Annotated in this window: 26 protein-coding genes; 16 read left to right on the top strand and 10 right to left on the bottom strand. The window is 70.6% G+C overall.

Going from position 1 to position 23,612, the window contains the following annotated elements:
- Nucleotides 1-17: 17 nt before the first annotated feature.
- The 5 genes from ACSHV8_RS41580 (at nt 18) to pheA (ending at nt 3,397) form a co-directional block, all read left to right on the top strand.
- Nucleotides 18-755 (top strand): hypothetical protein, encoded by a 738-nt coding sequence (locus ACSHV8_RS41580; RefSeq protein ID WP_436525237.1) that lies wholly within the window; start codon nt 18-20, stop codon nt 753-755.
- A gap of 80 nt (nt 756-835) precedes the next feature.
- Entirely contained in the window at nt 836-1,297 is a 462-nt protein-coding gene (locus ACSHV8_RS41575; protein WP_436525235.1) for a hypothetical protein, read from the top strand.
- Nucleotides 1,298-1,380: 83 nt separating this feature from the next.
- Entirely contained in the window at nt 1,381-1,767 is a 387-nt protein-coding gene (locus ACSHV8_RS41570; protein WP_436525233.1) for an ACT domain-containing protein, read from the top strand.
- Between the two features lie 40 nt (nt 1,768-1,807).
- Nucleotides 1,808-2,425, top strand: coding sequence for a hypothetical protein (locus ACSHV8_RS41565; protein ID WP_436525231.1), 618 nt, complete (start codon nt 1,808-1,810; stop codon nt 2,423-2,425).
- A 24-nt stretch (nt 2,426-2,449) separates the two neighbouring features.
- Nucleotides 2,450-3,397, top strand: coding sequence for a prephenate dehydratase (gene pheA, locus ACSHV8_RS41560; protein WP_436525229.1), 948 nt, complete (start codon nt 2,450-2,452; stop codon nt 3,395-3,397).
- A 169-nt stretch (nt 3,398-3,566) separates the two neighbouring features.
- Here the strand turns inward: pheA and ACSHV8_RS41555 are convergent, their stop codons facing one another.
- Nucleotides 3,567-3,914: a metallopeptidase family protein gene (locus tag ACSHV8_RS41555; protein WP_436537172.1), complete on the bottom strand. Its 348-nt coding sequence runs from the start codon at nt 3,912-3,914 to the stop codon at nt 3,567-3,569.
- Nucleotides 3,915-4,026: 112 nt separating this feature from the next.
- Nucleotides 4,027-4,455, bottom strand: a complete 429-nt coding sequence (locus ACSHV8_RS41550; protein WP_436525227.1) for an OsmC family protein — start codon at nt 4,453-4,455, stop codon at nt 4,027-4,029.
- 66 nt (nt 4,456-4,521) lie between these two features.
- Here ACSHV8_RS41550 and ACSHV8_RS41545 point away from each other — a divergent pair, with 66 nt between their 5' ends.
- The 4 genes from ACSHV8_RS41545 (at nt 4,522) to ACSHV8_RS41530 (ending at nt 8,201) form a co-directional block, all read left to right on the top strand.
- Complete coding sequence (locus ACSHV8_RS41545; RefSeq protein ID WP_436525225.1) at nt 4,522-5,175, top strand: hypothetical protein; 654 nt, start codon at nt 4,522-4,524, stop codon at nt 5,173-5,175.
- A gap of 54 nt (nt 5,176-5,229) precedes the next feature.
- Nucleotides 5,230-6,489 (top strand): serine--tRNA ligase, encoded by a 1,260-nt coding sequence (gene serS, locus ACSHV8_RS41540; protein ID WP_436525223.1) that lies wholly within the window; start codon nt 5,230-5,232, stop codon nt 6,487-6,489.
- A gap of 108 nt (nt 6,490-6,597) precedes the next feature.
- On the top strand, nt 6,598-7,410 hold the full coding sequence (locus ACSHV8_RS41535) for an HAD-IIB family hydrolase (protein WP_436525221.1): 813 nt from the start codon (nt 6,598-6,600) through the stop codon (nt 7,408-7,410).
- Nucleotides 7,410-8,201 carry a Cof-type HAD-IIB family hydrolase gene (locus tag ACSHV8_RS41530; RefSeq protein ID WP_436525219.1) on the top strand — a complete coding sequence of 264 codons (792 nt, stop codon included), beginning with the start codon at nt 7,410-7,412 and terminating at the stop codon, nt 8,199-8,201. Before ACSHV8_RS41535 ends, ACSHV8_RS41530 begins: the two co-directional genes overlap by 1 nt.
- A gap of 836 nt (nt 8,202-9,037) precedes the next feature.
- On the opposite strand, the gene ACSHV8_RS41525 is transcribed toward ACSHV8_RS41530, so the two are convergent.
- Together ACSHV8_RS41525 and ddaH are read right to left on the bottom strand one after the other, a co-directional pair.
- Nucleotides 9,038-9,577, bottom strand: coding sequence for a bacterial proteasome activator family protein (locus ACSHV8_RS41525; protein WP_436525217.1), 540 nt, complete (start codon nt 9,575-9,577; stop codon nt 9,038-9,040).
- Nucleotides 9,578-9,619: 42 nt separating this feature from the next.
- On the bottom strand, nt 9,620-10,459 hold the full coding sequence (gene ddaH / locus ACSHV8_RS41520) for a dimethylargininase (RefSeq protein WP_436525215.1): 840 nt from the start codon (nt 10,457-10,459) through the stop codon (nt 9,620-9,622).
- A 68-nt stretch (nt 10,460-10,527) separates the two neighbouring features.
- Between ddaH and ACSHV8_RS41515 the strand changes: the two genes are divergently transcribed.
- A complete protein-coding gene (locus tag ACSHV8_RS41515) occupies nt 10,528-10,989 on the top strand; it encodes an Lrp/AsnC family transcriptional regulator (RefSeq protein WP_436525213.1) in 462 nt (153 codons plus the stop codon).
- A 129-nt stretch (nt 10,990-11,118) separates the two neighbouring features.
- Here ACSHV8_RS41515 and ACSHV8_RS41510 read toward each other — a convergent pair whose 3' ends face one another.
- From ACSHV8_RS41510 to mobA, 3 genes are all read right to left on the bottom strand, one after another.
- Nucleotides 11,119-12,189, bottom strand: coding sequence for a T3SS (YopN, CesT) and YbjN peptide-binding chaperone 1 (locus ACSHV8_RS41510; RefSeq protein ID WP_436525211.1), 1,071 nt, complete (start codon nt 12,187-12,189; stop codon nt 11,119-11,121).
- Nucleotides 12,190-12,305: 116 nt separating this feature from the next.
- The gene (locus ACSHV8_RS41505) at nt 12,306-12,548 is read right to left on the bottom strand and encodes a DUF6457 domain-containing protein (RefSeq protein WP_436525209.1); all 243 of its coding nucleotides are present in this window, start codon (nt 12,546-12,548) and stop codon (nt 12,306-12,308) included.
- Nucleotides 12,545-13,144, bottom strand: a complete 600-nt coding sequence (gene mobA / locus ACSHV8_RS41500; RefSeq protein ID WP_436525207.1) for a molybdenum cofactor guanylyltransferase — start codon at nt 13,142-13,144, stop codon at nt 12,545-12,547. The genes ACSHV8_RS41505 and mobA overlap by 4 nt, the downstream gene beginning before the upstream one ends.
- A 105-nt stretch (nt 13,145-13,249) precedes the next feature.
- Between mobA and fdhD the strand changes: the two genes are divergently transcribed.
- Nucleotides 13,250-14,080 (top strand): formate dehydrogenase accessory sulfurtransferase FdhD, encoded by an 831-nt coding sequence (gene fdhD / locus ACSHV8_RS41495; protein WP_436525205.1) that lies wholly within the window; start codon nt 13,250-13,252, stop codon nt 14,078-14,080.
- Between the two features lie 5 nt (nt 14,081-14,085).
- Here the strand turns inward: fdhD and ACSHV8_RS41490 are convergent, their stop codons facing one another.
- Nucleotides 14,086-15,114 (bottom strand): DUF4192 domain-containing protein, encoded by a 1,029-nt coding sequence (locus ACSHV8_RS41490; protein WP_436525203.1) that lies wholly within the window; start codon nt 15,112-15,114, stop codon nt 14,086-14,088.
- An 80-nt stretch (nt 15,115-15,194) separates the two neighbouring features.
- The gene (locus ACSHV8_RS41485) at nt 15,195-15,683 is read right to left on the bottom strand and encodes a GNAT family N-acetyltransferase (protein WP_436525201.1); all 489 of its coding nucleotides are present in this window, start codon (nt 15,681-15,683) and stop codon (nt 15,195-15,197) included.
- 71 nt (nt 15,684-15,754) lie between these two features.
- Between ACSHV8_RS41485 and ACSHV8_RS41480 the strand changes: the two genes are divergently transcribed.
- The 5 genes from ACSHV8_RS41480 to ACSHV8_RS41460 all read left to right on the top strand — a co-directional run bounded on the left by ACSHV8_RS41480 (nt 15,755) and on the right by ACSHV8_RS41460 (nt 23,168).
- Nucleotides 15,755-16,633 (top strand): fructosamine kinase family protein, encoded by an 879-nt coding sequence (locus ACSHV8_RS41480; RefSeq protein ID WP_436537170.1) that lies wholly within the window; start codon nt 15,755-15,757, stop codon nt 16,631-16,633.
- Between the two features lie 122 nt (nt 16,634-16,755).
- Entirely contained in the window at nt 16,756-17,757 is a 1,002-nt protein-coding gene (gene moaA, locus ACSHV8_RS41475; protein ID WP_436537168.1) for a GTP 3',8-cyclase MoaA, read from the top strand.
- 35 nt (nt 17,758-17,792) lie between these two features.
- Entirely contained in the window at nt 17,793-18,035 is a 243-nt protein-coding gene (locus tag ACSHV8_RS41470) for a MoaD/ThiS family protein (protein ID WP_436525199.1), read from the top strand.
- Between the two features lie 571 nt (nt 18,036-18,606).
- Entirely contained in the window at nt 18,607-19,974 is a 1,368-nt protein-coding gene (locus tag ACSHV8_RS41465) for a metallophosphoesterase (RefSeq protein ID WP_436537166.1), read from the top strand.
- A gap of 65 nt (nt 19,975-20,039) precedes the next feature.
- Nucleotides 20,040-23,168: a UvrD-helicase domain-containing protein gene (locus ACSHV8_RS41460; protein ID WP_436525197.1), complete on the top strand. Its 3,129-nt coding sequence runs from the start codon at nt 20,040-20,042 to the stop codon at nt 23,166-23,168.
- On the opposite strand, the gene ACSHV8_RS41455 is transcribed toward ACSHV8_RS41460, so the two are convergent.
- Entirely contained in the window at nt 23,155-23,601 is a 447-nt protein-coding gene (locus ACSHV8_RS41455; protein ID WP_436525195.1) for a prepilin peptidase, read from the bottom strand. The two genes, ACSHV8_RS41460 and ACSHV8_RS41455, sit on opposite strands and share 14 nt — an antisense overlap.
- Between the last annotated feature and the right edge of the window lie 11 nt (nt 23,602-23,612).

Below are 23,612 nucleotides of genomic sequence, written 5' to 3'. Positions count from 1 at the left end.
TTTTGCCGGAGGTCGCAGTGACTGTCTTCCCCGCCCGCCCTGCCCTGCCCGTGCCCTCTTCCAACCGCGCACTGACGCCGGTTGGTCATGCGGCGCCCTCCACGGACCTGGAACCGCGGTTGACGCCGATGGAGTGGGCCCGGCGCCGACGCGCCGATCGCGAGAACCGCCGCATGGAAGCGGCCGGTGCCCGCGCACTCACCCGCCTCGACCGACTCGGTTCGGCCTGGCACATCGTGGACTGGCCGCGCACCGACCTGTCCCAGACGTACTACGAGCCCGACCCCGCGGACGAGCGGGCCGGATTCCTCGCCATCGGCCCCGGTGGCGTCTACGCGGTGACCGTGGCCGACCACGGCCGCTCCCGCGTCCTGATCGCCGGTGACGTCGTGCAGATCAACGGTAAGCGCCCGCAGTACGTGGCCGAGGCGCGTCGTGACGCGCGGCGCGCCGCGAAAGCGCTCTCCGCCGTGGTCGGCCTGAACGTCCCGGTCACCCCGGTCCTCACGTTCGTCGGCTCCGGTGTGATCAGCGTCCACGGCCTGCCCAAGGACTGTCTGGTCGCCACCGACAAAGAGCTCGACCGGCTGCTGCTCGCCGGTGGGGCCCGCATCTCCGCGGCCACGGCGAGCAAACTCTCAGCCGTAGCCAGCAACCCGGCCACCTGGGCGAACGCACCCTATCGGCCGGCCGGCGACTACCGTTGGTACAGCAACGGACAGACGGCCGCTGACAAGCGGCCGACCCGCCGGTAACGTTCCTTGCGACGCCGTCGACGGTGGCGCCCGTTCTCCTGGGGCGCCCCGGTCGGCGCGACAGAAGCGAGGAGGAGCGGGTGGCGCATGTTGAGCTCTCCCTCTCGGGAGCGTTCGTCCCCCAGGCACGCACACCGGCCGAGGCCGAATTCGTCACCAGCGTCGAACGCTGGGCGGGCACCGTGGCGATCGCCGAGGAGCCCTGCCTGATCATCGACGCGGGCGGCGCGATCCTGGCCGTCTCCCCGTCCGGCAGCGAGCTGCTCGGGCTGGGTAAACCGGCCGACGCGATCGGCAAGCGGCTGACCGCGACTCTGCAGCTGATCGACTTCACGGCCGGCGCCGGCCGCCTCGAGGACCCGGAGGCGGAAAAGATTCCGCCGCTGCTCGCGGTCCGCAGCGAGCGCCTGGCCCGCGGTCTGCTGCGGGTGGTGCCGGACGCCGAGAAGCCGCCGTTGACCGTCGACGCGGTCTCCACACCGCTGATGGCCGGGGATCGAGTGGCCGGTTCGCTGACCTTTCTCTCCCTGGTTCACTACTGACGTCCGGTTTGCCCGTGGCGGTGTGGTGTTCACCGCATCCGGTAACCATTGGGTGTTACCTATCCGTAACGTAGTCTGCCGTCATGCTCGATCTAGATCTGTTACCAGGGGAATACGCGGTGTGCCGCCTGTCGGCCGGTTCGCCCCTGCCCGCGTCCCTGACCATGGGTCCGGACGACAAGAGCGTCATCTCGGTGACCTGGGGTCTCGACGAGATCTCGATCATCTGCCCGTCCGACCGGGTGCCGGACGGCGCCGAAGCGGACACCGCCTGGCGATGTCTGCGCGTGGCCGGCCTGACCACGGCGATGACCGGGGTGCTGGCCTCACTGGTCGGGCCGCTGGCCGACGCGCGGGTCAACATCGTCACCTTCTCCACCTACGACACCGACTATCTGCTGGTGCCGACCGTGCGCCTGACCGAGGCGGTCAACACGCTCACCGCGGCCGGGCATCGAATAGCCGGCTGACGATCTGGCACAGCCCGGGCAAGGCTCCTACCATGACCGGGTGTCCCCGCACACTCGCTACATCCCCCTCGCCGTCGGCTTGCTGCTGACGGCGGCCTGTGGCTCGCCCCACGACGACACCGCGGCTCAGCCGGCGCCCCTCCCGTCGGTCGCCAGCCTGCCGCCGTCGATCGGGTTGCCGCCGCCGACGTTCACTCCGATCTCGCCCGGAGGTGTGCTGCCGACAACGGCATGGACCCCTCCGACGTACGCGTATCCGACCGGCACCTACGCCTATCCGGCCGGCACCTACCCGACCGCGGCGACGACCACGCCCACCGAGGCGCCGCTCACCAAGTCGCCCACACCCACACCCGCGCACGCCGCCAAATGCGTCGGACAGCCGACCGGGGCGGAAATCCTCGCGCTGATCAAAGGCAAGGACGGGATCCCGAACAAGACGCTCAAAGTGCAGGACGGGCCGTTCTGCGCCGACGGGTGGGCGTTCACCACGGTCGAGCTGGCCGGGAGCGGAACCGGCGATCAGGAGCCACTGAACGTGGTGACCAGCGGGAAAGGGAGCACGCTGACCTTCATCACAGCCGGGTCGGACGTGTGCAACCCGCAGGTGCAGGCCAGCGCGCCCGCCGGGATCCGGGTCCTGGCCTGCGGCTTCTGAAGTTCTGCGCCCTAGACTGACGAGATGCCCGGAACGCCGCCCACCCGGTTCACCTACCTCGGCCCCGAAGGCACCTTCACCGAGGCGGCCCTGCGCACCATCCCGGCCGCCGAACACGGGGTGCGCCTGCCCGCCCGCAGCGTGCCCGAAGCGCTGGAGGCGGTCCGTTCCGGCGAAGCCGACGCCGCCCTCGTGCCACTGGAGAACTCGGTCGGCGGGGCCATCCCGGTCACCCTGGACGAACTGGTCACCGGCAGCCCGCTGATGATCGCCCGCGAAGTGCTGCTGCCGGTCGAATTCGTGCTGGCCGCCGACGCGCTGAAGCCGCTGGCCGGGCTGCGGACCATCGCGGCGCACCCGCAGGCGTCCGCCCAGTGCCGGCACTGGCTGCAGGCCAACGTGCCTGACGCGACAGTCATCGACGTACTGTCCAACGCCGCGGCGGCGATCAGCGCGGCCGCCGGGGAATACGATGCGGCCCTCTGCGCGCCGATCGGCGTACCCCGTAACCGGCTCACCGTGCTCGCCGAGAAAGTCGCCGACCGGGCCGAAGCGGTCACCCGATTCGCACTGCTCACCCGGCCCGTGCCGCCGCCGCCGGCCACTGGCGACGACGTCACCTCGCTGGCCGTGTCGATCCGGCACGACCAGGTGGGCGCGCTGCTCGCGGTCCTGACCGAACTCGCGGTCCGCGGCGTCAACCTGTCCCGCATCGAATCCCGGCCGACCGGGGAGCAGCTGGGGACGTACTTCTTCTTCCTCGACTGCACCGGGCACGTGGCCGAGGCGCGCTTGGGGGAAGCGTTGCGCGGGCTGCGGCGGATCTGTGCCGAGGTTCGGTTCCTGGGCAGTTACGGGCGGCACCGCCTTCAGCCGGAACCGCCCGTTCAGGCGCCGGCCGGGCTCTCCGACGCCGACTTCGCCGACTCCTCGGCCTGGCTGGCCCGTCTCCGCGCGGGGGAAGCCGGCTGACTCCGGGGTTGGGGTTGGGGTAACCGTGCCCAGCAGCGGACGCCGCCCTTTCGGGTTTCGCGTTCTGGGCGCGCCAGCGCCCTGCGAGACCCGGAAGGGTCCCCGCGGGAGCGACGATCTGGACCACCGCGGAGATAGGCAATGAAGATCTTGAAGTTGATCTTGGAGGTCAGGCCCAGCCGAGATCGTGGAGGCGCTGGTCGTCGATGCCGAAGTGGTGGGCGATCTCGTGGACGACGGTGATCGCGACTTCCTCGACCACGTCGTTCTCGGAGTCGCAGACGCGCAGCGTGGGCAGGCGGTAGATGGTGATGCGGTCGGGGAGTACGCCGGCGTAGTCCCAGCCTCGGTCGGTCAGGGCGGTGCCCTCGTAGAGGCCGAGCAGGCCGTCGTCGCCGTCGGGTGGGGCGTCCTCGACCAGGAAGACCACGTTGTTCATCAGGGAGAGCAGCTCGACGGGGACCTCGTCGAGGGCCTCGCCGACGAGTTCCTCGAAGCGTTCGCGCGTCATGTCCACCGGCACACCGACCATTGTGCCGTCGCCGCGGCCGCGGGAACGACCCGTGCGAGCGCGGGAAAAGGGGCCGGCGCGGGCCGGGAAACGGCCGCGCCGGCGGGTGGAGCGAGTGTCAGGCGAGCTTGGCGGAGAGGCTGATCGCCGCGCCCGGGCTGAGCAGGCGGGAGATCGGGCAGTTCTCCTTGGCGTCGGCGGCGATCTTCTGGAAGGTCGCCTCGTCGACGCCGGGGACGTTGCCGACGGTCTCCAGGTCGATGCGGGAGACGCCGAAGCCGGCGTCAGTCTTGTCCAGGTGCACCTTGGCGACGGTCTCGACCGAGGTGGGCGTGAAGCCCGCGTCGGCCAGGGCCTTCGAGAACGCCATCGAGAAACAGCCGGAGTGGGCGGCGGCGATGAGCTCCTCGGGGTTGGTCCCCTCGCCCTCCTCGAAGCGTGACTTGAAGGAGTAACTCCCCTGCAGGCCACCCTTACCAGTCTTTACCGTGCCGGAACCCTCGGTGAGGTTCCCTTCCCAGCGGGCCGTAGCAGAACGAATAGGCATGAACAGAACGCTAGCCCATCCGGGGCCCGGTGGAAGGGCGACAACGCAGGGCCCATCATGGATCACATGTCGGAGACGGTGATCGAGTTCGGTGAGCCGAAGGAACGGGCCGGTTTTCTCCGTGGCCTCAGCAGTGATCGCCGGGTGCGGCCGCTGGTCGCCGGGCTGGGCGGGGTGGCCGCGTTCGCGTCGCTGATCTCCGAGTGGCAGGTGACCACGGTCAACGGTCTGGTCTACGGGTCGGACGAGGTCGGCGAGACGAAGATGCTGCGGACCGACCTGTTCGATCTCGGAGGAGTCGGTGCGGCGTACGTCGTCGGTCTGTTCTTCCTGGTGATCGCCGTGCTGTTGGCGATTCTCGGCCCGGAGGCCGGTCGGCGGTACGCGAAGCTGGCCGGGTTCGGTTCCGGTGGGGTGCTGCTGGCGTTGCTGGCCGCCTCGATCCAGTTGCTCGGCGCGCAGAGCCGGCAGATGACCAGCTTCTACACGCTCGCCCTGGACGCCGGGGAGCTGAAGGTGGCGCTCGGGCGGGGGCTGTGGTGCGCGATCGCCGCCGTCGTGGCCGCGCTGGTCGCGCTCGGGCTGGGCGGGCGTGATCCGGAAGAACCGCGTCCGGTCCCGGTGGCCGAGCCCGATGAGGACGAGCCGTTGGAGCTGAGTATCGCGCCGACCGAGCCGTTCATGCCGACCGTCGACAACCGGGACATACCCCTGCGATGACGTCGTCAATACTCACGCGAAACCGGACGTGTGCACCCGGTAGGCTCCACAACCGTGATTGACCTGCGTCTGCTTCGTGAAGATCCGGAACTGATCCGCGCGAGCCAGCGGCTGCGCGGTGAGTCCACCGAGCTGGTGGACGACCTGCTGCGGGCCGACGAGGAGCGCCGGGCCGCTACCCAGCGGTTCGAGGCGGTCCGGGCCGAGCAGAACTCCATCGGCAAGCAGGTGGCCAAGGCCTCCGGGGACGAACGGGCCGCGCTGCTGGCCCGCACCAAGGAGCTGGCCGCCGAGGTGAAGGCGGCCGGGAGCGCGGCCACCGAGGCCGACGAGGCGCTCAAGCGCGCCCACATGGCCGTGTCGAACGTGGTGGCCGGCGCCCCGCCCGGCGGCGAGGACGACTTCGTGGTCCTGCGCGAGGTCGGCACGATCCCGGAGATCGCCGAGCCGCTCGACCATCTGGAGATCGGTGAGGCGCTGCGCGCCATCGACACCGAGCGCGGCGCCAAGGTGTCGGGCTCGCGGTTCTACTTCCTGACCGGTGTCGGCGCGCTGCTCCAGCTGGGCATGCTGCAGCTGGCCATGCAGCAGGCGGTCGAGCACGGCTTCACCCCGTCGATCACGCCGACCCTGGTCCGGCCGGAGTCGATGGAGGGCACCGGTTACCTGGGCGCCCACGCCAGCGAGATCTACCGCCTCGAAGCGGACGACCTCTACCTGGTCGGCACGTCGGAGGTGGCCCTGGCCGCCTACCACTCGAACGAGATCCTCGACCTGAGCAACGGCCCGTCGCGGTTCGCCGGCTGGTCGACGTGTTACCGGCGGGAGGCCGGCTCGCACGGCAAGGACGTGCGGGGCATCCTGCGGGTCCACCAGTTCGACAAGGTGGAGATGTTCTCGTTCTGCCGCCCCGAGGACGCTCTCGAGGAACACCAGCGTCTGCTCGCGATGGAGGAGGAGATGCTGGCCAAGGTCGAGATCCCGTACCGGGTGATCGACGTGGCCGCCGGTGACCTGGGCTCCAGCGCGGTCCGCAAGTTCGACTGCGAGGCGTGGGTGCCGTCGCAGTCGCGGTACCGCGAGGTCACCTCGACGTCGAACACCACGACGTTCCAGGCGCGCCGGCTCAACATCCGGTACCGCGACGAGAACGGCAAGCCGCAGACCGCGGCGACGCTCAACGGCACGCTCGCCACCACCCGCTGGCTGATTCCGATCCTGGAGAACCACCAGCAGCCGGACGGCTCGGTGCGGGTGCCGAAGGCGCTCCAGCCGTTCCTCGGCGGACGCGACGTGCTGGAACCCAGCCGCTAACGATCTCGACATCGCCCGGTCACCAGTTGTCATGGTCGCTGGTGGCTGGGCCGGTGTACCGTTCTCCTTCCGCCCTCCGCGGGGGTTTCAAGACCCTCGGAGGTTTCGATGCTCAAGCCAGGGCTGCCGAAGCTCATCGCCACCGATCTCGACGGCACGCTGGTTCGCAGTGACGACACGGTTTCCGCGTACACGCATGAGGTCCTGGGCCGGGTCCGTGCGGCCGGCATCCGGATCGTCGCCGCCACCGGCCGGGGTCCCCGGCTCGCCTCGCTGACCCGCGACGACGTACGGGTCAGCGACTATCTCGTGCTCGCCCAGGGCGGCTGGGTGCTCGACCAGGCCGAACAGCGCTATCTGCGGCAGGCGCGACTGCCCGGCGCGGTCGTCTCCGACGTGCTGACCCGGCTGGAGTCGGAGACCGGGCCGCTGTCGGTGATGTTCGAGGCGCTGGAACACGACGACTCCCCGCTCTGGGGTGACTACGACCCGACCTGGCGCTGGCCGATCGACCTGGAGACCCGGACACGGGCCGAGTGCCTCGGCGGGGACGTGATCAAGGCGTATGCGAAGGCCGTCAAGCTCGACATCGACGAGCTGCTGGCGATCGCCCGCCGGGTCGTCCCGCCGGACGTGGCCACCGTCACCCAGGCCGGTCTCAACTACCTGGAGATCTGCCCGCCGCACGTGGACAAAGGCACCGGTCTCGCCGTCGTCGCCGAAGCGGTCGGCGTCGACCCGGCCGACGTGCTGGTCTTCGGCGACATGCCGAACGACCTGTCGATGTTCGCCTGGGCCGGCTGGGGCCGGGTCGCCGTCGCCAACGCGCATCCCGAGCTGATGGCCATGGCCGACGATGTGACGCTGACCAATGATCAGGACGGCGTGGCGGTGTATCTCGAGCGGCTATTGTCGAGGTGATGGCACCCTGGCGACTCGTAGCGACCGATATTGACGGCACCCTGATCGACGACGAGCGCAAGCTCACCCGGCGGACCATCGACGTGCTGACCGCGGTCCCGGCACCGGTGGTGCTGGTGACCGGGCGGCCGCTGCGCTGGCTCGAAGAGCTCTACGACCAGCTGCCGGAACGGTTGCCGGCGGTCTGCGCCAACGGCGCGGTGATCTACGACCCGCACGCCGACGAAGTGCTGCGGACCGACCCGCTCTCCTGCGAGGCGCTGCTCGACGTCACCCGCCGCCTGCGCGACGCGGTGCCCGACCTGTCCCTCGCGGTCGAGATCGAGGACGGACGCTCGTTCCGCCACGAGTCGACCTGGCCGATCCGCTGGACCGATCATCGCGTCCAGGTGATCTCCGCGCCCGAGGAGCTGACCTCCGTGCCGGCGGTGAAACTGCTGGCCCGCTCGGCCTCCGCCGACCCCGACGACTTCCTGGAACTGGTCAGCAAAGCCCTGGGCGGGGTGGCCGAGGCGACCCGCTCGTCGTCGTCCGCGCTGGTGGAGATCTCGGCGGCGGGCGTGACCAAAGCCGCCGGGCTCGCCTGGTTCTGCGAACGCGAAGGAATCACCGCCGACGAAGTGGTGGCGTTCGGGGACATGCCCAACGACATTCCGATGCTGGCCTGGGCCGGGCGGGCCGTGGCGATGGGCAATGCGCATCCGGCGGTTCTCGCGGTGGCCGATGAGGTGACCGGGAGCAATGTCGAGGATGGCGTTGCGGTTTACCTGCAAAAAGCTTTCAACCTTTAAAACCGGCTTCCCGTACGGCGGGTGCGGCGCGGCCGTTTGAGCCGCGCCCCGCGCGGGCGCTGCCACACGAAACCGCCCTTCGTGGGCGCTGCCGCACGAAACCGCCCTGCGCGGGCGCTGACGCACGAAGCCGCGCCGCGCGGACGCTGACGCACGAAGCCGCGCCGCGCGGACGCTGCCGCACGAAGCCGCGCCGCGCGGACGCTGACGCACGAAGCCGCGCCGCGCGGACGCTGCCGCGCGAAGCCGCCCTGCGCGTGCCGCCGCGCGGTCGCCCGCCCTGGCTGGTGCAGCCCTGGTCGGCGGCGCACGAGTGCGGCCCTGGCCGCCGGTGCAACGAGTGCGACTCGGGTCGGTGCCACGCCCGAACCCTGTTGCGGGCCAAGCCTCCTGCGATGCTCGGACCTCTCGCGGTGTGCTCTGCCGGCCTCGGCGCGGCGCGCGGCGGCGCGGCGCGCGGGGCAAGGCGGGGCCGCGCGGGGCAAGGCGGGGCCGCGCGGCGCCGGGGCTCGGCTGGTGCTGAGGGTTGTATCCGGACTGTTTTACAACCCTCAGCACCAGCTGAGCGGGCGCGCGGCGCGCGGCGGCATGGAGTGGCAGCGGCCTCGCGTGGGACGACGCACGGGGCCCCTCACGACCGCGGGCCGCTCACGACCGCGGGGCCTTACGACCGCAGGCCCTCACGACCGCGGGCCTTCACGACGGCAGGGCCTCACGACGGCAGGGCCTCACGACCGCAGGGCCTCACGACCGCAGGGCCTTACGAGCGTGGGGGCTCGCGGTTGCGGAGTTCTTGGGGGCGTGGGGCCTTTGTGGCCGTACGGGAAGATTGGGGTTTAAAGGTATTGGCCGGTGGGGCGGTCGGGCTTGCCGGGGATGCCCATCGGGAGGGCCGGGCGGCCCTGGCCGCCGCGGATCTGTTCGAGCTGCAGGCGGGCGGCCATCTGCTGGGCGACGAGCGCGGCCTGGATGCCGTGGAACAGCCCCTCGAGCCAGCCGACGAGCTGGGCCTGGGCGATGCGCAGCTCGGCCTCGCTGGGCGGGGTTTCGCCCTCGAACGGCAGGGACAGCCGCTCCAGCTCCTCGCGGAGTTCCGGGGCCAGGCCATCCTCCAGCTCCTTGATCGAACGCTCGTGGATCTCCCGCAGCCGGCCCCGGCTGGCCTCGTCGAGCGGCGCGGCCCGCACCTCCTCGAGCAGCTGCTTGATCATGCTGCCGATGCGCATGACCTTCGCCGGCTGCTCGATGAGGTTGCCCGGCTCTTCCGGGCTCATCGTGCCGTCCTCCTCGATGGTGCCCATCGGGCGACCATCGGGGCCCACGACGATGACAGTGCCGTCGTCCTTGTGCTCGGTGGTGCGGGTGTCGTCGGTCATGCGACCCATCTTTGCGCACCGGATCCAAAGGTGCCCGTGAGGTCAGGGGTGTCCGGGCCGCAATTCCGCGACGGCGCACTTGACGCTGCCGCCGCCACGCTTGAGCTCCGACAGATCCACGTGAACCGGCTGGTATCCGGCGTCCCGGACCTTGCGTCCCATGCCGATCGCGTCCGTGTTCAGGATCACGTGGCGACCGTCGCTGACCAGGTTCAAGCCGAACGCCTCGGCGTCGGCGCGGTCGGCCAGCACCGCGTCCGGGAACAGCTGGGCGAGTACCTGTCGGGAGGACTCCGAGAAGGCGTCCGGGTAGTACGTGACGTGGCGGTCGTCGAGCGCGGCCAGCGCGGTGTCCAGGTGGTAGAAGGCCGGGTCGATCAGGCGCAGCGAGATCACCGGACGGCCCAGCACCTCCTGGGCCTCGGCGTGCGCGGCCGGGTCGGTGCGGAAACCGTAGCCGGCCAGGACGATGCCGCCGTACGCCCCGGGCAGGTACGCGAAATCGCCCTCACCCTCGTTGACGTGCACCGGAGCGACGAACTTCCAGGCGCCGGCGGTGTCGTAGAACGCCCGGTGCGCGACCGCCTCGTCGGCCCGCTGCGGATAGCGGAACCGGGCGCCGTAGACGGTGCCGTCGACCGAGAACGCGCCGTTGGCCGAATACACCATGTCCGGCAGGCCCGGGCGGGCGTCCAGGACGTGTACCTCGTGACCGAGATTGACCAGGGTGGTGCGGAGTGAGTCCCACTGCTTCAGGGCCCGGGCGGCGTCGACCGCGACGGTCGTGTCCATCCACGGGTTGATCGCGTACTCAACCGTGAAATGCTCCGGGGGACACATTAGATATGTCCGCTTTCGAGGGGATCGCTCCAGCTGGCTCATGAGGTTTTAGCGTAGGTAGGCTGCGTTGCAGCAAACAGCTCGAAATCTTGCCTTTCGGAGGCGAATCGTTGCAGATGGACGCCGTCGACCATCGAATCATTGCGTTGCTCGTGGCGGACGCCCGCGCTTCGTATGCCGAGATCGGCGCCAAGGTGTCGCTCTCCGCCCCGGCCGTGAAACGCCGGGTCGACCGACTGCGGTCGGCCGGGGTGATCAAGGGATTCACGGCGGTGATCGAACCGGCCGCGGTGGGGTGGACGACCGAGGCGTTCGTGGAGCTGTTCTGCACCGGGCGGACCACACCGGCGCAGATCACCGTGGCCACCCGGCGGCATCCGGAAGTCGTGGGGGCGTACACGGTCTCCGGGCAGGCGGATGCGTTGGTGCATCTGCGGGCGGCCGATATCGGTCATTTGGAGCAGGCGTTGGAACGGCTTCGGGCCGAGCCGTTTGTGACGTCGACGCGCAGCATGGTGGTGCTGTCCCGGCTGGTGGAGACACCGACGGCGGTGCCTTCGCTGCCGGAGTGAGCAGTCCCGGGGCCGCCCGGTCGTTTACGCGTGGACGCGCTGCCGGATCGGCGGGTCGGCTACGGGCGCGCACCAACGGGTCGGCGGCGGATCGGGCCCACCGCCGTACCGTGTCGGATTTTTGGGTATTTAGAGGTACATGCCGGTGCGGTGTTCCCCGTCGCTCTTCGGCGGGGTCGGCTTGTCGCCCTCGCCGAAGAAGCGCTTGCCGCCGAACTCACCGTGCAGCCGGTCGTCCAGCTCGTCGGCCAGCCCGGTCATCACCTGCACCGCGAGCATCAGGTGAACCGCCTGGAAGTTGCGGCCGAAGACCGGGATCGACGCCCAGACCGTGTCCTGCGCGCAGTAGAGCCGCCCGATCGGCATCCGGTTGGTGAGCTCGGACAGCTTCACGTAGAGCTGCTCGGTCGGCTCGACCTCGGTCAGGATCGGCGAGAAGACGTCGACCAGCGGCGGGTTGTCCCGGACCCGGACGAAGACCATCGCCGAACCGGCCCGGATGCCGACATCCCCGTCCGCGTCGACCTGCAGCTGGTCGACGGTGGTCTTGGACATGGTGGCGATCACCGTGCGGACCCGCTCGTCGAGCGGCACCTCGTCGCCCGCGACCTCGGCCAGCAGCTCCTCGTCGGTCAGCTCGGGGCCGCCGGTCACGAGCTCCAGGCCCGGTTCGGACCGCGCGGTGGCCAGCGGGCCGACGTCGATCGGCTCGTCCTCCTCGTCGTGCGCGAGGTAGACCAGGAAGGCCGGGTGGGGAGCGCCGTACACATCCCGCAGCGTGCGCGTGATGATCGTGGCCAGGGCGGGTGCCTTGGACTGCTCGGAGCGCAGGCCGAACGCGTCGCGCGAGCCGGCCAGAACTCCGGGCGGGGACCAGCCGAGCGCCACCACGGCGGCGACCGTGGCCCGGTCCATCCGATACTCCGCCGGGAGGCCGGCGTTGCCGACCGCGAGCGCCTCGACCACACCGGCCGGCAGGACGCGGACGCTCACCGAGTAGACCGCGGTGCCGGTGCCGGACGCGGTCGGGTCCAGGGTGAGGTCGATCTGGGCGCCGGACGGCAGGCTGGACAGCACACCGGTCAGGGCTTCGGCGAACTCGCGCCACGCCTCGTTGACCTTGGCTCGTAGGTCTGCCGTGGTCGGTTCGTCGAGCAACACGCTTTCGGGCGTGTCGCCCGCCGGGCTCTCTGCCGTCATGATCGCACCTCCGTCACCGTCACCCTATCGAGAGCGGCCGTGCTGTAAACGCCCGTCTCGCGTTCGGCACGTTTCCCCTGATCAAGGAGTCGAACCGGCCGGGCCGCGCCGATCGCTCAGGTGTCGGACCGGCGGGTCCAGGAGGTGGCCAGCGCGGTGATCCGCTCGGCGACCTCGGCCGGGTCGGCCCCACGGCCCACGGCCAGCCCCATCAGGTACGCCGTGACCGGCGCCCCGGGCCGGACGACGTTGTGCGCGACGTCCCGGGCCATGTCCAGAACTGCCGTGACCGGCACGTCCTCCGGCGGAACGCCCAGCTCGGCGCCCGCCGCGGCGACCCACCGATCCAGCTCGTTCATCTCGCCCACTCCTCGGCGGTCCGCAGGTCGTCGTCGGTGTCGCAGTCGAACCAGGGCGGTGGGCCCGGGCGACGCCAGGACACCTCGGCCACCCGGAGCTCGGCGATCAGCTCACGGACCGGTGCGCCGTGCAGGCCACCGCGTTTGGCCGCAAGTCGTTCGATGGCCGCGCGCAGCGCCGCTGTCCGCCACACCCCGCAGAGGATCTGCAGCCGCCCGTCGGTGTCCCGGTAGACCGCGCCCTCCATCGGCGCCGACTCCATGGTCAGGCGCAGCACGTCGATCGCCTCACCGGTGAGGAACGGCAGATCGGCCGCGAGCAGAGCCGTATAGGCAATGCTGGTCGGGACCAGCGCCAGACCGGCCGAGGCGGCCGCGACCGGGCCGCCACCGGGTGGCTCCTCGCGGGTCACGTGCACGGGAACGGGCAGGTCAGTGGGGACCCGGCCGACCACGACGCGTGGATCAGCGTCGTGCACCGCGGCCAGGACCCTGGTCAGCATCGACTGGCCGGCCACGGCAAGCGTCGGCTTGTCCGCACCGCCCATCCGCCGTGCCGCACCACCGGCCAGCACCACCGCCGCAAATCCCCCCACGTGAGTACCGTATCCCGACCGGATGGCGGGCGTGTCCGCGCGCCTTTGAAGTTGCCGGTTAGACGGCGTGTGCTGATTTGCTGGAGAGCGTCGTAAGCTCCGCCCATGGGCAGGAGCACAACACGCCGGCCGGTGGTCCGCATCGATCTCGGTGGACCCTCCGGCACCAGTCGGCGGCGGCCCGACGAGCTCGCCGCCGAGGAGCCGCTGGAGATCCGGGTGCGCAAGCAGCCGCTCGCCGTGACCATGCGCACGCCCGGGCACGACATCGATCTGGCCATGGGGTTCCTGCTCAGCGAGGGCATGATCAACGTCGCCGAGGACGTGACGACCGCGCAGCTGTGCGCCGGGACGGACACCCCGAACACCTACAACGTCGTCGACATCGTGCTCGGCGCGCACGTGCCGCCGCCGGTGACCGACCTGAGCCGCAACTTCTACACCACCAGCTCGTGCGGGGTGTGCGGCAAGGCCAGCATCGACGCGGTGCGCACCCGGTCGCGCTTCGACGTGACGGCGGATCCGCTGCGCGTGCCGGCGACCACCCTGGTCGAGCTACCGGATCGGCTGCGGGCCGCGCAGCGCACCTTCGACCGGACCGGTGGCCTGCACGCGGCCGGCCTGTTCACCGCCGACGGGCAGATGCTCGTGCTGCGGGAGGACGTGGGCCGGCACAACGCGGTCGACAAGGTGCTCGGCTGGGCACTCCGCGAGGGCCGATTGCCGCTGACCGGGCACGTGTTGATGGTCTCCGGGCGGGCCAGTTTCGAGCTCACCCAGAAGGCGTGGATGGCCGGGCTGCCGATGCTGGCCGCGGTCTCGGCACCGAGCACGCTCGCGGTCGAGCTGGCCGAGGAGGCCGGGATGACCCTGGTCGGCTTCCTGCGGGGCACGACCATGAACGTTTACGCCGGAGTGGATCGCGTCACAGTCTGACCGGCTCATCGCCACCGCCTCGCTTTCCCCAGCATCCGGGGCGGGAGCGCCTTCCGCAGCATCCGCGGCGGAAGCCCGAAGCCGAGCACGTTGTGCAGCAGGCCGGCCATGTGGTGCTGGGGCTCGGCGGCCAGCGCCCGGTCCACCGCGACCCGGGCCAGCGAGCCGCGCCCGGCCTGCCAGGCGGTGAAACCGAGCAGGCAGCCGGCCGGCGCGACGTAGGGCGGCTCGACCCGGCGCAGGACATCGGTCCAGAGGCGGATCTGCCACTCGTGCGCGGTGACGGCCCGTTCCAACGCGAAATCCTCGACCGAACGGTCCACGAGCAGCACGCCGAGCCAGGCGATCTCGTCCGGCCCGAGGGTGCGCCCGGCGCGATAGCACTTCTCGGCGGCCCGGACCGCGAGCTGGCCGTGCTGCCGGACGAGCCGCGCGTACCGTTCCGCGGTCAGGTCCTCGGCCAGCAGGCCGGTGAAGCGACTACGTGCCCGCTCGGTGGCCCGGCGCATCTCGGCCCGTTCCGCCCCGGCGACCGGCGCGACCTGCGCGGTCAGATCCCGGCGGCTGGGCAGGGCGACGTTGCCGTGGAAGGTGGCCTCGGCCGCGATCACGCTGTCGCCGGGCAGGCACGGTGAGCCCTCCGGAGGACAGCACTCGCGATCCGTGCAGGTGTAGGACCACCATCGGCCGTCGGTGACCCGCATGACGTCGAGCACGTCGACACCGCGGCGGGTCACCGCCTCAGCGCTGCGGAGCAGGCTCGGGATGACCCGCTTGGCCGTCCCGTACCCGACGATGACCACCCGTTCCGGCCGCTGCAGGGCCACCGCGTCGGCGACGTCGTCAGCCGCCTTCTGGGCGTCGGCGGCCGTCCAGTCGGGCGGGGGAAGGTCGTGGCACGCGGCGAAATCGAGCCGCGAGCCGCTGAGGCCGACCATGGCGACGCTGTCGCTCGGGTGATAGCCCATCACGAACGGCACGACGGCGATGAGCTCGGCGGGAGTGCGGATGGCGAGGTTGCAGGTGGACGTCATGCCGGGCAGCTTGGCCCGGTCGGCGACGGCCGCGAGTGCCTTTCTCGGCGCCTGTGGACAACTTTTCCACAGACCTCGTCTCAGTTACGGAACGGCAGGCCCTGCAACTCCAGGCCCTCCTGCTGCCAGGCGTGCGGATGACGATCCAGATCCATGGTCAGCTCGATCGAGGAGACCACGTCGTAGCCGGCCGCGTGCAGGCTGCGGATCGCCTCGACGTTCCGCGACGACGGCGAGATGGTCAGCGACGTCATATTCCGCTTCTTGGCCTCGGCCGCGACGTGTTGCAGCAGCTTGCGGCCGACCCCCTTGTGGCGGTGGGTGACCGTGACGATCACCGGCTCGACCTCACCGGCTCGATTCCGCATGATCAGCCCGACCATCCCGATCACCCCGTCGTCGGCGTGGTCGGCCACCCACAGGCCACTCAGATCGAGCCTGGTCAGGTACTCCTCGAACCCGGCGCCGCCGTCGTCGTCGGCCTCGCCGTACATCTCGTTCTGCTGCCGGGTCAGCTCGGCCCACAGCCGCCGGCCCGCGGAGTGGTCACTCGGGCGGTATGAACGCACTGCGACAGGGGCCATGCCGACATTTTGCCTCTGAAATGGGATGTCCGTCACCCGAAGCGCAAGATAACCGGGTGGACATGGCGTATTTGCGCGCGCACCCGGAGCACCTCCCGACATTTCTCACGCATCAGCGCATCCGGGAGACGCCGGTGCATCGGGGGGTGAGCTCGGCGTCGCGCCTGACCTTGGAGGACGGGGCGTCGTTGTTCGCGAAGTCGTGGCCGGACGGGGACGCGCCGGAGGGACTGTTCGCGGCCGAGGCGGCCGGATCGCGCTGGCTGCGGCGGGCGGGGGCACTGCCCGTACCGGAAATAATTGTGTCTTTGCCGAATTTGATCGCGATGGAATGGGTGGAGGAGGGCGACGCCGGCCGCCCGGCTGCGGAACTTTTCGGGCGAGGGCTGGCCGCGTTGCATCGCGCCGGTGCGGAAACCTTCGGTGCGCCGTGGCCCGGGTGGATCGGACCGCTGCCCCTCGACAACACACCCTCCGACGGGCCCTGGAGCTCGTGGTTCGCCGAGCGCCGACTGCTTCCCTACCTGCGGATCTCCGCCGATCAAGGTGCGCTTTCGGGCGCCGACATCGCCGTGGTCGAGAAAATCATCAAGACAATTGACTCGTACGGGACGGAAGAACCGCCGGCCCGGATCCATGGTGACCTGTGGCCGGGCAACCTGTTGTGGGGCGCGGACGGGCGCGGATGGCTCGTCGATCCGGCGGCCCATGGCGGTCACCGCGAGACCGACCTGGCCACGTTGTCGCTGTTCGGCGGTGTGGCCCACCTCGACGTGATCATCGGGGCGTACCGCGCGGAGTGGGCGCTCGCGGACGGATGGGAACGACGGGTGCCGTTGCATCAGCTGCATCTTCTGCTCGTGCACACGGCGGCCTTCGGCGCGAGCTTCCGCGCTGCGGTGCGGACGGCCGCCGACGCTGTCCTGCGCGGATGACCTCGCGGGAGGTTATCCACAGGCCGAAATCCGCGGCGGCAACTTTCCCGCCGAGAGGCTAGATTCGATTTCGTGAGCGAGACGTGGAGATCAGGCGAGCGACAGCGGTGGCTGCCGTGATCATGCTGGCCGATCGATTCGGCCGCGTCGCGACCGATCTGCGGGTCTCCCTCACCGACCGATGCAACCTCCGGTGTACGTATTGCATGCCCGCCGAGGGTCTGGCCTGGATGCCACAGCCTGAGCAGCTCACCGACGACGAGGTGGTCCGGCTGGTCCGGATCGCGGTGGAGCGGCTCGGCGTGACCGAGGTCCGGTTCACCGGCGGCGAGCCGCTGATCCGGCGCGGCCTGGTCGGCATCGTCGCCGAGACGGCCCGGCTGACCCCGCGGCCCCGGATGTCGATCACCACGAACGGGATCGGTCTGGATCGGCTGGCCGTGCCCCTGCGGGACGCCGGGCTCGACCGGGTCAACGTCTCGCTCGACACCCTCGACCCCGACCGATTCCGTACGTTGACTCGCCGCGACCGGCACGCCGACGTTCTGCGCGGGTTGCGTGCGGCGGCCGAGGCCGGCCTCACTCCCGTGAAGATCAACACGGTGCTGATGCGCGGGGTGAACGACGACGAGGCCGCTGCTCTGCTCGGGTTCGCGCTGGAGCATGGGTATCAGTTGCGGTTCATCGAGCAGATGCCGCTGGACGCTCAGCACCAGTGGGATCGGCACACGATGGTCACCGCCGACGAGATCCTGGCCGCGCTGAAGCCCTTCGATCTACGGCCCGACGATGTTTCACGTGGAACGGCTCCGGCGGAGACCTGGCTGGTGCCGGGGCACGTCGACGCGGCCGGGGAACCGGCCCGGGTGGGCGTGATCGGGAGCGTGACGCGGCCGTTCTGCGGGGACTGCGACCGGACCCGGCTGACCGCCGACGGCCAGGTGCGGAACTGTCTGTTCGCCACCGACGAGAGCGACCTGCGGAAGCTGGTGCGGGACGGTGCGCCGGACGGCGAGATCGCTGAGGCCTGGCGGGTGGCGATGTGGGGCAAGCGGGCCGGGCACGGGATCGATGATCCAGCTTTCCTGCAGCCGGCTCGGCCGATGTCGGCCATCGGGGGCTGACCGTTGCTGATCACCTGGGTGGCGGGAGTTGAGCTTTGCTGACCGTTCGGTACTTCGCCGGGGCACGGGCCGCGGCCGGGGGTGTCTCGGCTGAGGAGATATCGGCCGGGTCGTTGGAGGAGCTTGCCCAGGCTCTGACCGATCGGCACGGGGAGCGGATGGGGTTGGTGGTCAAGGCGGCCAGCTTCCTGGTGGACGGGCTGGCCTGTCATGACCGGAGGGCCGCGCTGCCGGCCGGGGTGACCGTCGACGTCCTACCGCCCTTCGCGGGCGGCTGATCGCCGCGGGTTCCGGGCGGATCGCCGCGGGTCCCAGGGGCGGATCGCCGCGGGTCCCAGGGGCGGATCGTTGCGGGTCCCAGGGGCGGATCGTTGCGGGCTCCGGGCCGGATCGTTGCGGCTTTGAGCTTGGGGTTCGCGTTTTTGTCGTACCCCTCGGGCAGGATTCGGGCCAGTCGGGGAGCAGGGATGCTTCGGGGCTGGTCGCATCGACACGGGGATGATGCGGACGGCTCCGTGCATGCTGGGCAACCCGGTGATGGCCTGGTCGCCGGCCTCTTTGTCATCGCGCTGATGCGGCAACATCGGCGGGATGGTGGAGAGGTGGGCGGCTCGGCCGCGGTGCCGTTGAGGGCTGGGTCGCTCGGCGGTGCCGTTGGGTGGGCTTGGGGCACGACGCCGTCGAGGGGGCGGCGTCGTGTGGCCTGTGGTGGGGCTGAGGGTGCGGTGAGTCGGTGGGCCCGAGTCGGGGAGACTTGGCTCGGTTCGCGGGCGGCTGGCCTACGGTGGGTCGGCGGCCGGGGAGGAAACCTTGATTGCGTTCGTCGCGGTGATCCTGGTGGTCATCGGCTTGGCCCACTTCTACCTGTGGAAGCGGCTGGCGGGGGACACGTTGCGCCCGGGCTGGGCGCGGCGGGTGAGTGCGGTGATCGCCGTTCTGCTGGGGCTGCTCGTGCCGGCGACGCTGATCGGGGTGCGGGCTGGGCACGTGAAGTGGCTGGCCTGGCCGGGATACCTGTGGATCGCGTTGATGTTCTACCTGCTCATCAGCCTGATCGTGTTGGAGATCCCGCGGTTGGTGGTTCGGCTCACGTGGGCGCGCAATGGGCGTACCGAATCAATCGCGGAAGCGCCGGGAAGCCGCAGCCGGGCAGCGGACGGTGAGTTGCAGCCGGCCGGGTCTGTGCCCGCCGCCGCTGGAGGCGACGCGAACGCGGTCGCAACCGAGGCGGGCGACGGGACGAGCACTGCCGCGAGTGAGAGCGCGACGGCTCGGGACGACGCAGGTGGCGATGTGGCGGGGCCGAGTAGCGGCATGGCGGCGCAGGGCGGCGACGCGGCGGGGCCAGGTGGCGGGACAGCGGCTCAGGGTGGTGACGCGGCGGGGCCGGGTGGCGGGAGGGAGCGGCGGCTTCTGCTGGCTCGGGGGGCGGCGATCTTTGCCGGGCTGACCGCGGCCGGGGTGACCGGGTATGGGATTCGGACGGCAACCGGGGCGCCGCGGATTGATCGGGTGCAGATCCCGATCGCGAAACTGCCTCGGGGGATGGACGGGACCAGGCTCGCGGTCGTCTCCGACATTCATCTGGGGCCGCTGACCGGAATCGGTCACGCGCAGCGCATCACCCGCGTGATCAATTCGGTGAACGCGGACGTGGTGTGCGTCGTCGGTGACCTTGTGGACGGCACTGTCGCGGAACTGGGACGGCTCGCCGAGCCGCTGCGTGGGATCGAGTCGCGGAGGGGCGCCTACTTCGTGACCGGCAATCACGAGTACTACTCCGGCTACGAACCGTGGATCGGCGAGGTCACCGAGCTCGGCCTGCGCCCGCTGCGCAACGAGCGGGTGGAGATCGACGGGCTCGACCTGGCCGGGGTCAATGACCTGGGCGGGGAGGCCTACGGCGACCCGGCCGACTTCGGCCGGGCGCTCGGGGATCGCGACCGGAACCGGCCGGTGGTCCTGATGGCGCACCAGCCGCTGGCCGCCCACGACGCCGCGCCCTACGGTGTCGATCTGCAGGTCTCCGGGCACACTCACGGCGGCCAGATGGCGCCGTTCAACCTCCTCGTGAAATTGCAGCAACCGGTAGTCTCCGGCTTCGGACGGGTGGACGGCGTGCCGGTGTACGTGACCAACGGCGCGGGCTTCTGGGGCCCACCGGTGCGTGTTGGCGCGCCGCCGCAGGTCACGGTGGTCGAACTCCGCGTGGCGTAACTCATCAAGATCGGTAAGTGTGTTTGAGCGTGGCGATTCGTGGCGGAACCGACGGCCGTGACAGGATGCGAGACGTGGAGGTCAGCTCGGACACATACGTCGCCGACCTACACATCCACTCGCGGTATTCGCGAGCCTGCAGCCGTGATCTGACCTTGCCCAACCTGGCCTGGTGGGCCCGGCGCAAGGGCATCGCGCTGCTGGGCACCGGCGACTTCACCCATCCGGCCTGGTTCGAGCATCTGCGGGAGAGCCTGGACCCGGCCGAGCCCGGCCTCTTCCGGCTGAACGACGAGGATCCGGTCACCAAGCGGCTCCCCGGCTCGCTGCAGGGGACGGCCCCGGCGCGTTTCATGCTGAGCGTGGAGATCTCCACGATCTACAAGCGCGACGACCGCACCCGCAAGGTTCACCACCTGCTGTACGCGCCCGATTTCGCGTCGGCCGAGCGGATCAACACCGCGCTGGGCCGGATCGGCAACCTGACCGCGGACGGCCGCCCGATTCTCGGCCTGGACTCGCGGAACCTGCTGGAGATCACGCTTGAGGCCGGCGGCTATCTGATCCCGGCCCACATCTGGACGCCGTGGTTCTCCGCGCTCGGCTCGAAGTCCGGTTTCGACGCGATCGCCGACTGCTACGCCGACCTGGCCGACCACGTCACCGCGGTGGAGACCGGCCTGTCGAGCGACCCGGCGATGAACTGGCGCGTCTCCAGCCTGGATCGGTACCGCCTGGTCTCGAACTCGGACGCGCACTCCCCGGCCGCGCTGGCCCGCGAGGCGACCCTGTTCACCGGCACCCCGGACTACTTCGCGGTCCGGGACGGTGTCGGTCTGGCCGGCACGCTGGAGTTCTTCCCGGAAGAGGGCAAGTATCACGCCGACGGCCACCGCGTGTGCGGCGTCAACTGGGAGCCGGAGCGCACCCGCGAGGCCGGCGGCCGCTGCCCGGAGTGCGGTCGTCCACTGACCGTGGGCGTACTGAGCCGGGTTGAGGATCTTGCTGATCGACCGGAGGGCTTCGCCAAGCAAGCGCACGTCGAGCACCTGATCCAGCTGCACGAGATCCTCGGCGAGATCCACGGCGTCGGCCCGAAGTCGAAGACCGTCGAGTCGCAGCTCAACCACCTGGTGGCGACGCTCGGCGCCGAGCTGGACATCCTGCGCAAGGTGCCGGTCGACGAGATCGGCCGGGCCGGCGGCGACGAGCTGCGCGAGGCGATCACCCGGCTGCGGCGCGGCGACGTCCGGCGCATTCCGGGGTATGACGGCGAGTATGGCGTGATCACCCTGTTCGAGCCCGGTGAGCTGCGCAATCGCAGCAGCGCGCCGCAGGTCGAGACGCTGTTCGACATGTTCCCGGAGGCTCCGCCGGCCAAGGTTGCCAAGGCGCCGGCGAAGAAGGACTCCAAAGCGAAACCGGTCAAGGACAAGCCGGCCCCGCCGCCGATCGCGCCGCCGCCGAGCCCGCACGAGCCGTTCGAGCCGATGCTGGCCGGCATGGAGGAGGTCGGCACCGGCCTGCTGGACCGCCTCGACGCGATGCAGCGGGTGGCCGCGTCCGCGCCCGGTGGCCCGCTGCTGATCGTGGCCGGCCCGGGTACGGGCAAGACCCGCACGCTGACCCACCGGATCGCCTATCTCTGCGCCGAGCTGGGCGTCTTCCCGGAGCGCTGCCTGGCCATCACGTTCACCCGCCGGGCCGCGGCCGAGCTCAAGGAGCGGCTGGAGAGCCTGCTCGGTGACGTGGCCGAGGACATCACGGTCGGCACTTTCCACTCGCTGGGCCTGACGATCCTCAAGGAGAACGCCAAGGCGGCCGGGCTCGGCACCGGGTGGCGGATCGCCGAGGAACCGGAGCAGAAGGCGGCGCGGGAGCAGGCGGGCGAGGACGACATCGCGTACCGGAAGCTTCTGCGTCAGCAGGATCTGGTCGACCTGGACGATCTGATCAGCGTTCCGGTGGAGCTGCTGCGCGAGGACACCGCGCTGGTCGAGAAGTACCGCAAGCGCTGGCAGTGGATCTTCGTCGACGAGTATCAGGACGTCGACGAGCTGCAGTACGAGTTGTTGCGCCTGCTCTCCCCGGCCGACGGCAACCTGTGCGCGATCGGCGACCCGGACCAGGCGATCTACTCGTTCCGTGGCGCCGACGTGCGCTACTTCCTGCGCTTCAACCAGGACTTCGTGGACGCCCGCCTGGTCCGGCTGACCCGCAACTACCGGTCGTCGGCGCCCATCCTGGCCGCCGCGGTGCAGGCCATCGCGCCGTCGACGCTGGTCAGCGGCCGGCGGCTGGACCCGGCCCGGCTGGACCCGGAGGCCGCGCTGGTCGGGCGGTATCCGGCCCGCAGCGTCGCCGACGAGGCCGACTTCGTCGTCCGAACCATCGACGAGCTGGTCGGCGGTCTGTCGCACCGATCGCACGACACCGGCCGGGTGGACTCGCGCGGGGCCACCTCGGGCACGCTGTCGTTCTCGGACATCGCGGTTCTCTACCGCACCGACGCCCAGTCGCGCCCGATCCTGGAGGCGCTGTCCCGGGCCGGTGTGCCGGTGCAGAAGCGCTCGCACAACCGGCTGCGGGACCGGCCCGGGGTCGAGGTGATCGCCCGCGAGCTGCGGCACGCCGACGGGCTGGGCGGTCCGCTGGCCGCCCGGATCCGGTTGTCGGCCCAGGTGCTGGCCCAGCGGTTCGCGGCGCCAACCCTGGACGGCGATCAGATCGCTCCCGAGGACATCTGGTCCGCGGCCGACCTGCTCACCCCGCTGGCCCAGCGGGTCGGCGACGACCTGCCGCTGTTTCTCCAGCAGCTCGAGACCGGCGCCGAGGTGGACGCGCTGGACCCGCGGGCCGAGGCGGTCAACCTGCTCACCCTGCACGCGGCCAAGGGCCTGGAGTTCCCGGTGGTGTTCCTGGTCGGCTGTGAGGACGGGCTGCTGCCGCTGCGCTGGCCCGGTTCGGCGCCGACCGACGACGAGATCGCCGAGGAGCGTCGGCTGTTCTTCGTCGGACTGACCCGGGCGCAGGATCGGCTCTACGTGAGCTATTCAGCCAAGCGGTCGCGGCACGGCAGCGAGCGGGAACAGCAGCCGACGCCGTTCCTCGACGTGATCGACTCCGGACTGTTCGAGCGGCTGGGCGAGGCGGCCCGGTCGAAGCCGAAGGACCGGCAGCTCAGACTGCTATGAGCAGGCCGGCCAGAGCGCCGGACAGGAGCGCCGGGCCGAACGGGAAGACGCGACGACGCCGGGTGGCCAGCAGGACAACGGCCACCCCGGCGCCGATCACATGGGCCGCGACCAGGCCGGCCACCACCGCCGGCCAACCACCCGCGAGCCCGAGCAGCACGGCCAGGACGGCTCCCAGCTTCACGTCACCGAACCCCAGCCCGTCGCCGGGGAGCAGCGCCACCAGCAGGTAGCCGGCCCCGACGAGCACCCCGGCCAGCAGCGCCGGACCGATCCGACCCGGCGCGAGCACGGCCAGCGGCCCACCCGCCCCCACGGCCAGACCCGCGACCAGCGGATCGGGCAGTCGCAGCGACCGCAGATCGATCAGGGCCAGCAGGACGGCCGGGATGCCGCCGAGCACGCTCGCCATGATCACAAGTAGTGAGGACATGAGCGGGAAAG

Source organism: Actinoplanes sp. HUAS TT8, from assembly GCF_051380535.1.
Lineage (GTDB): Bacteria > Actinomycetota > Actinomycetes > Mycobacteriales > Micromonosporaceae > Actinoplanes.
The sequence above is the reverse complement of the archived record's forward strand: the minus strand, read 5'-3'. Positions and strand labels throughout refer to the sequence as shown.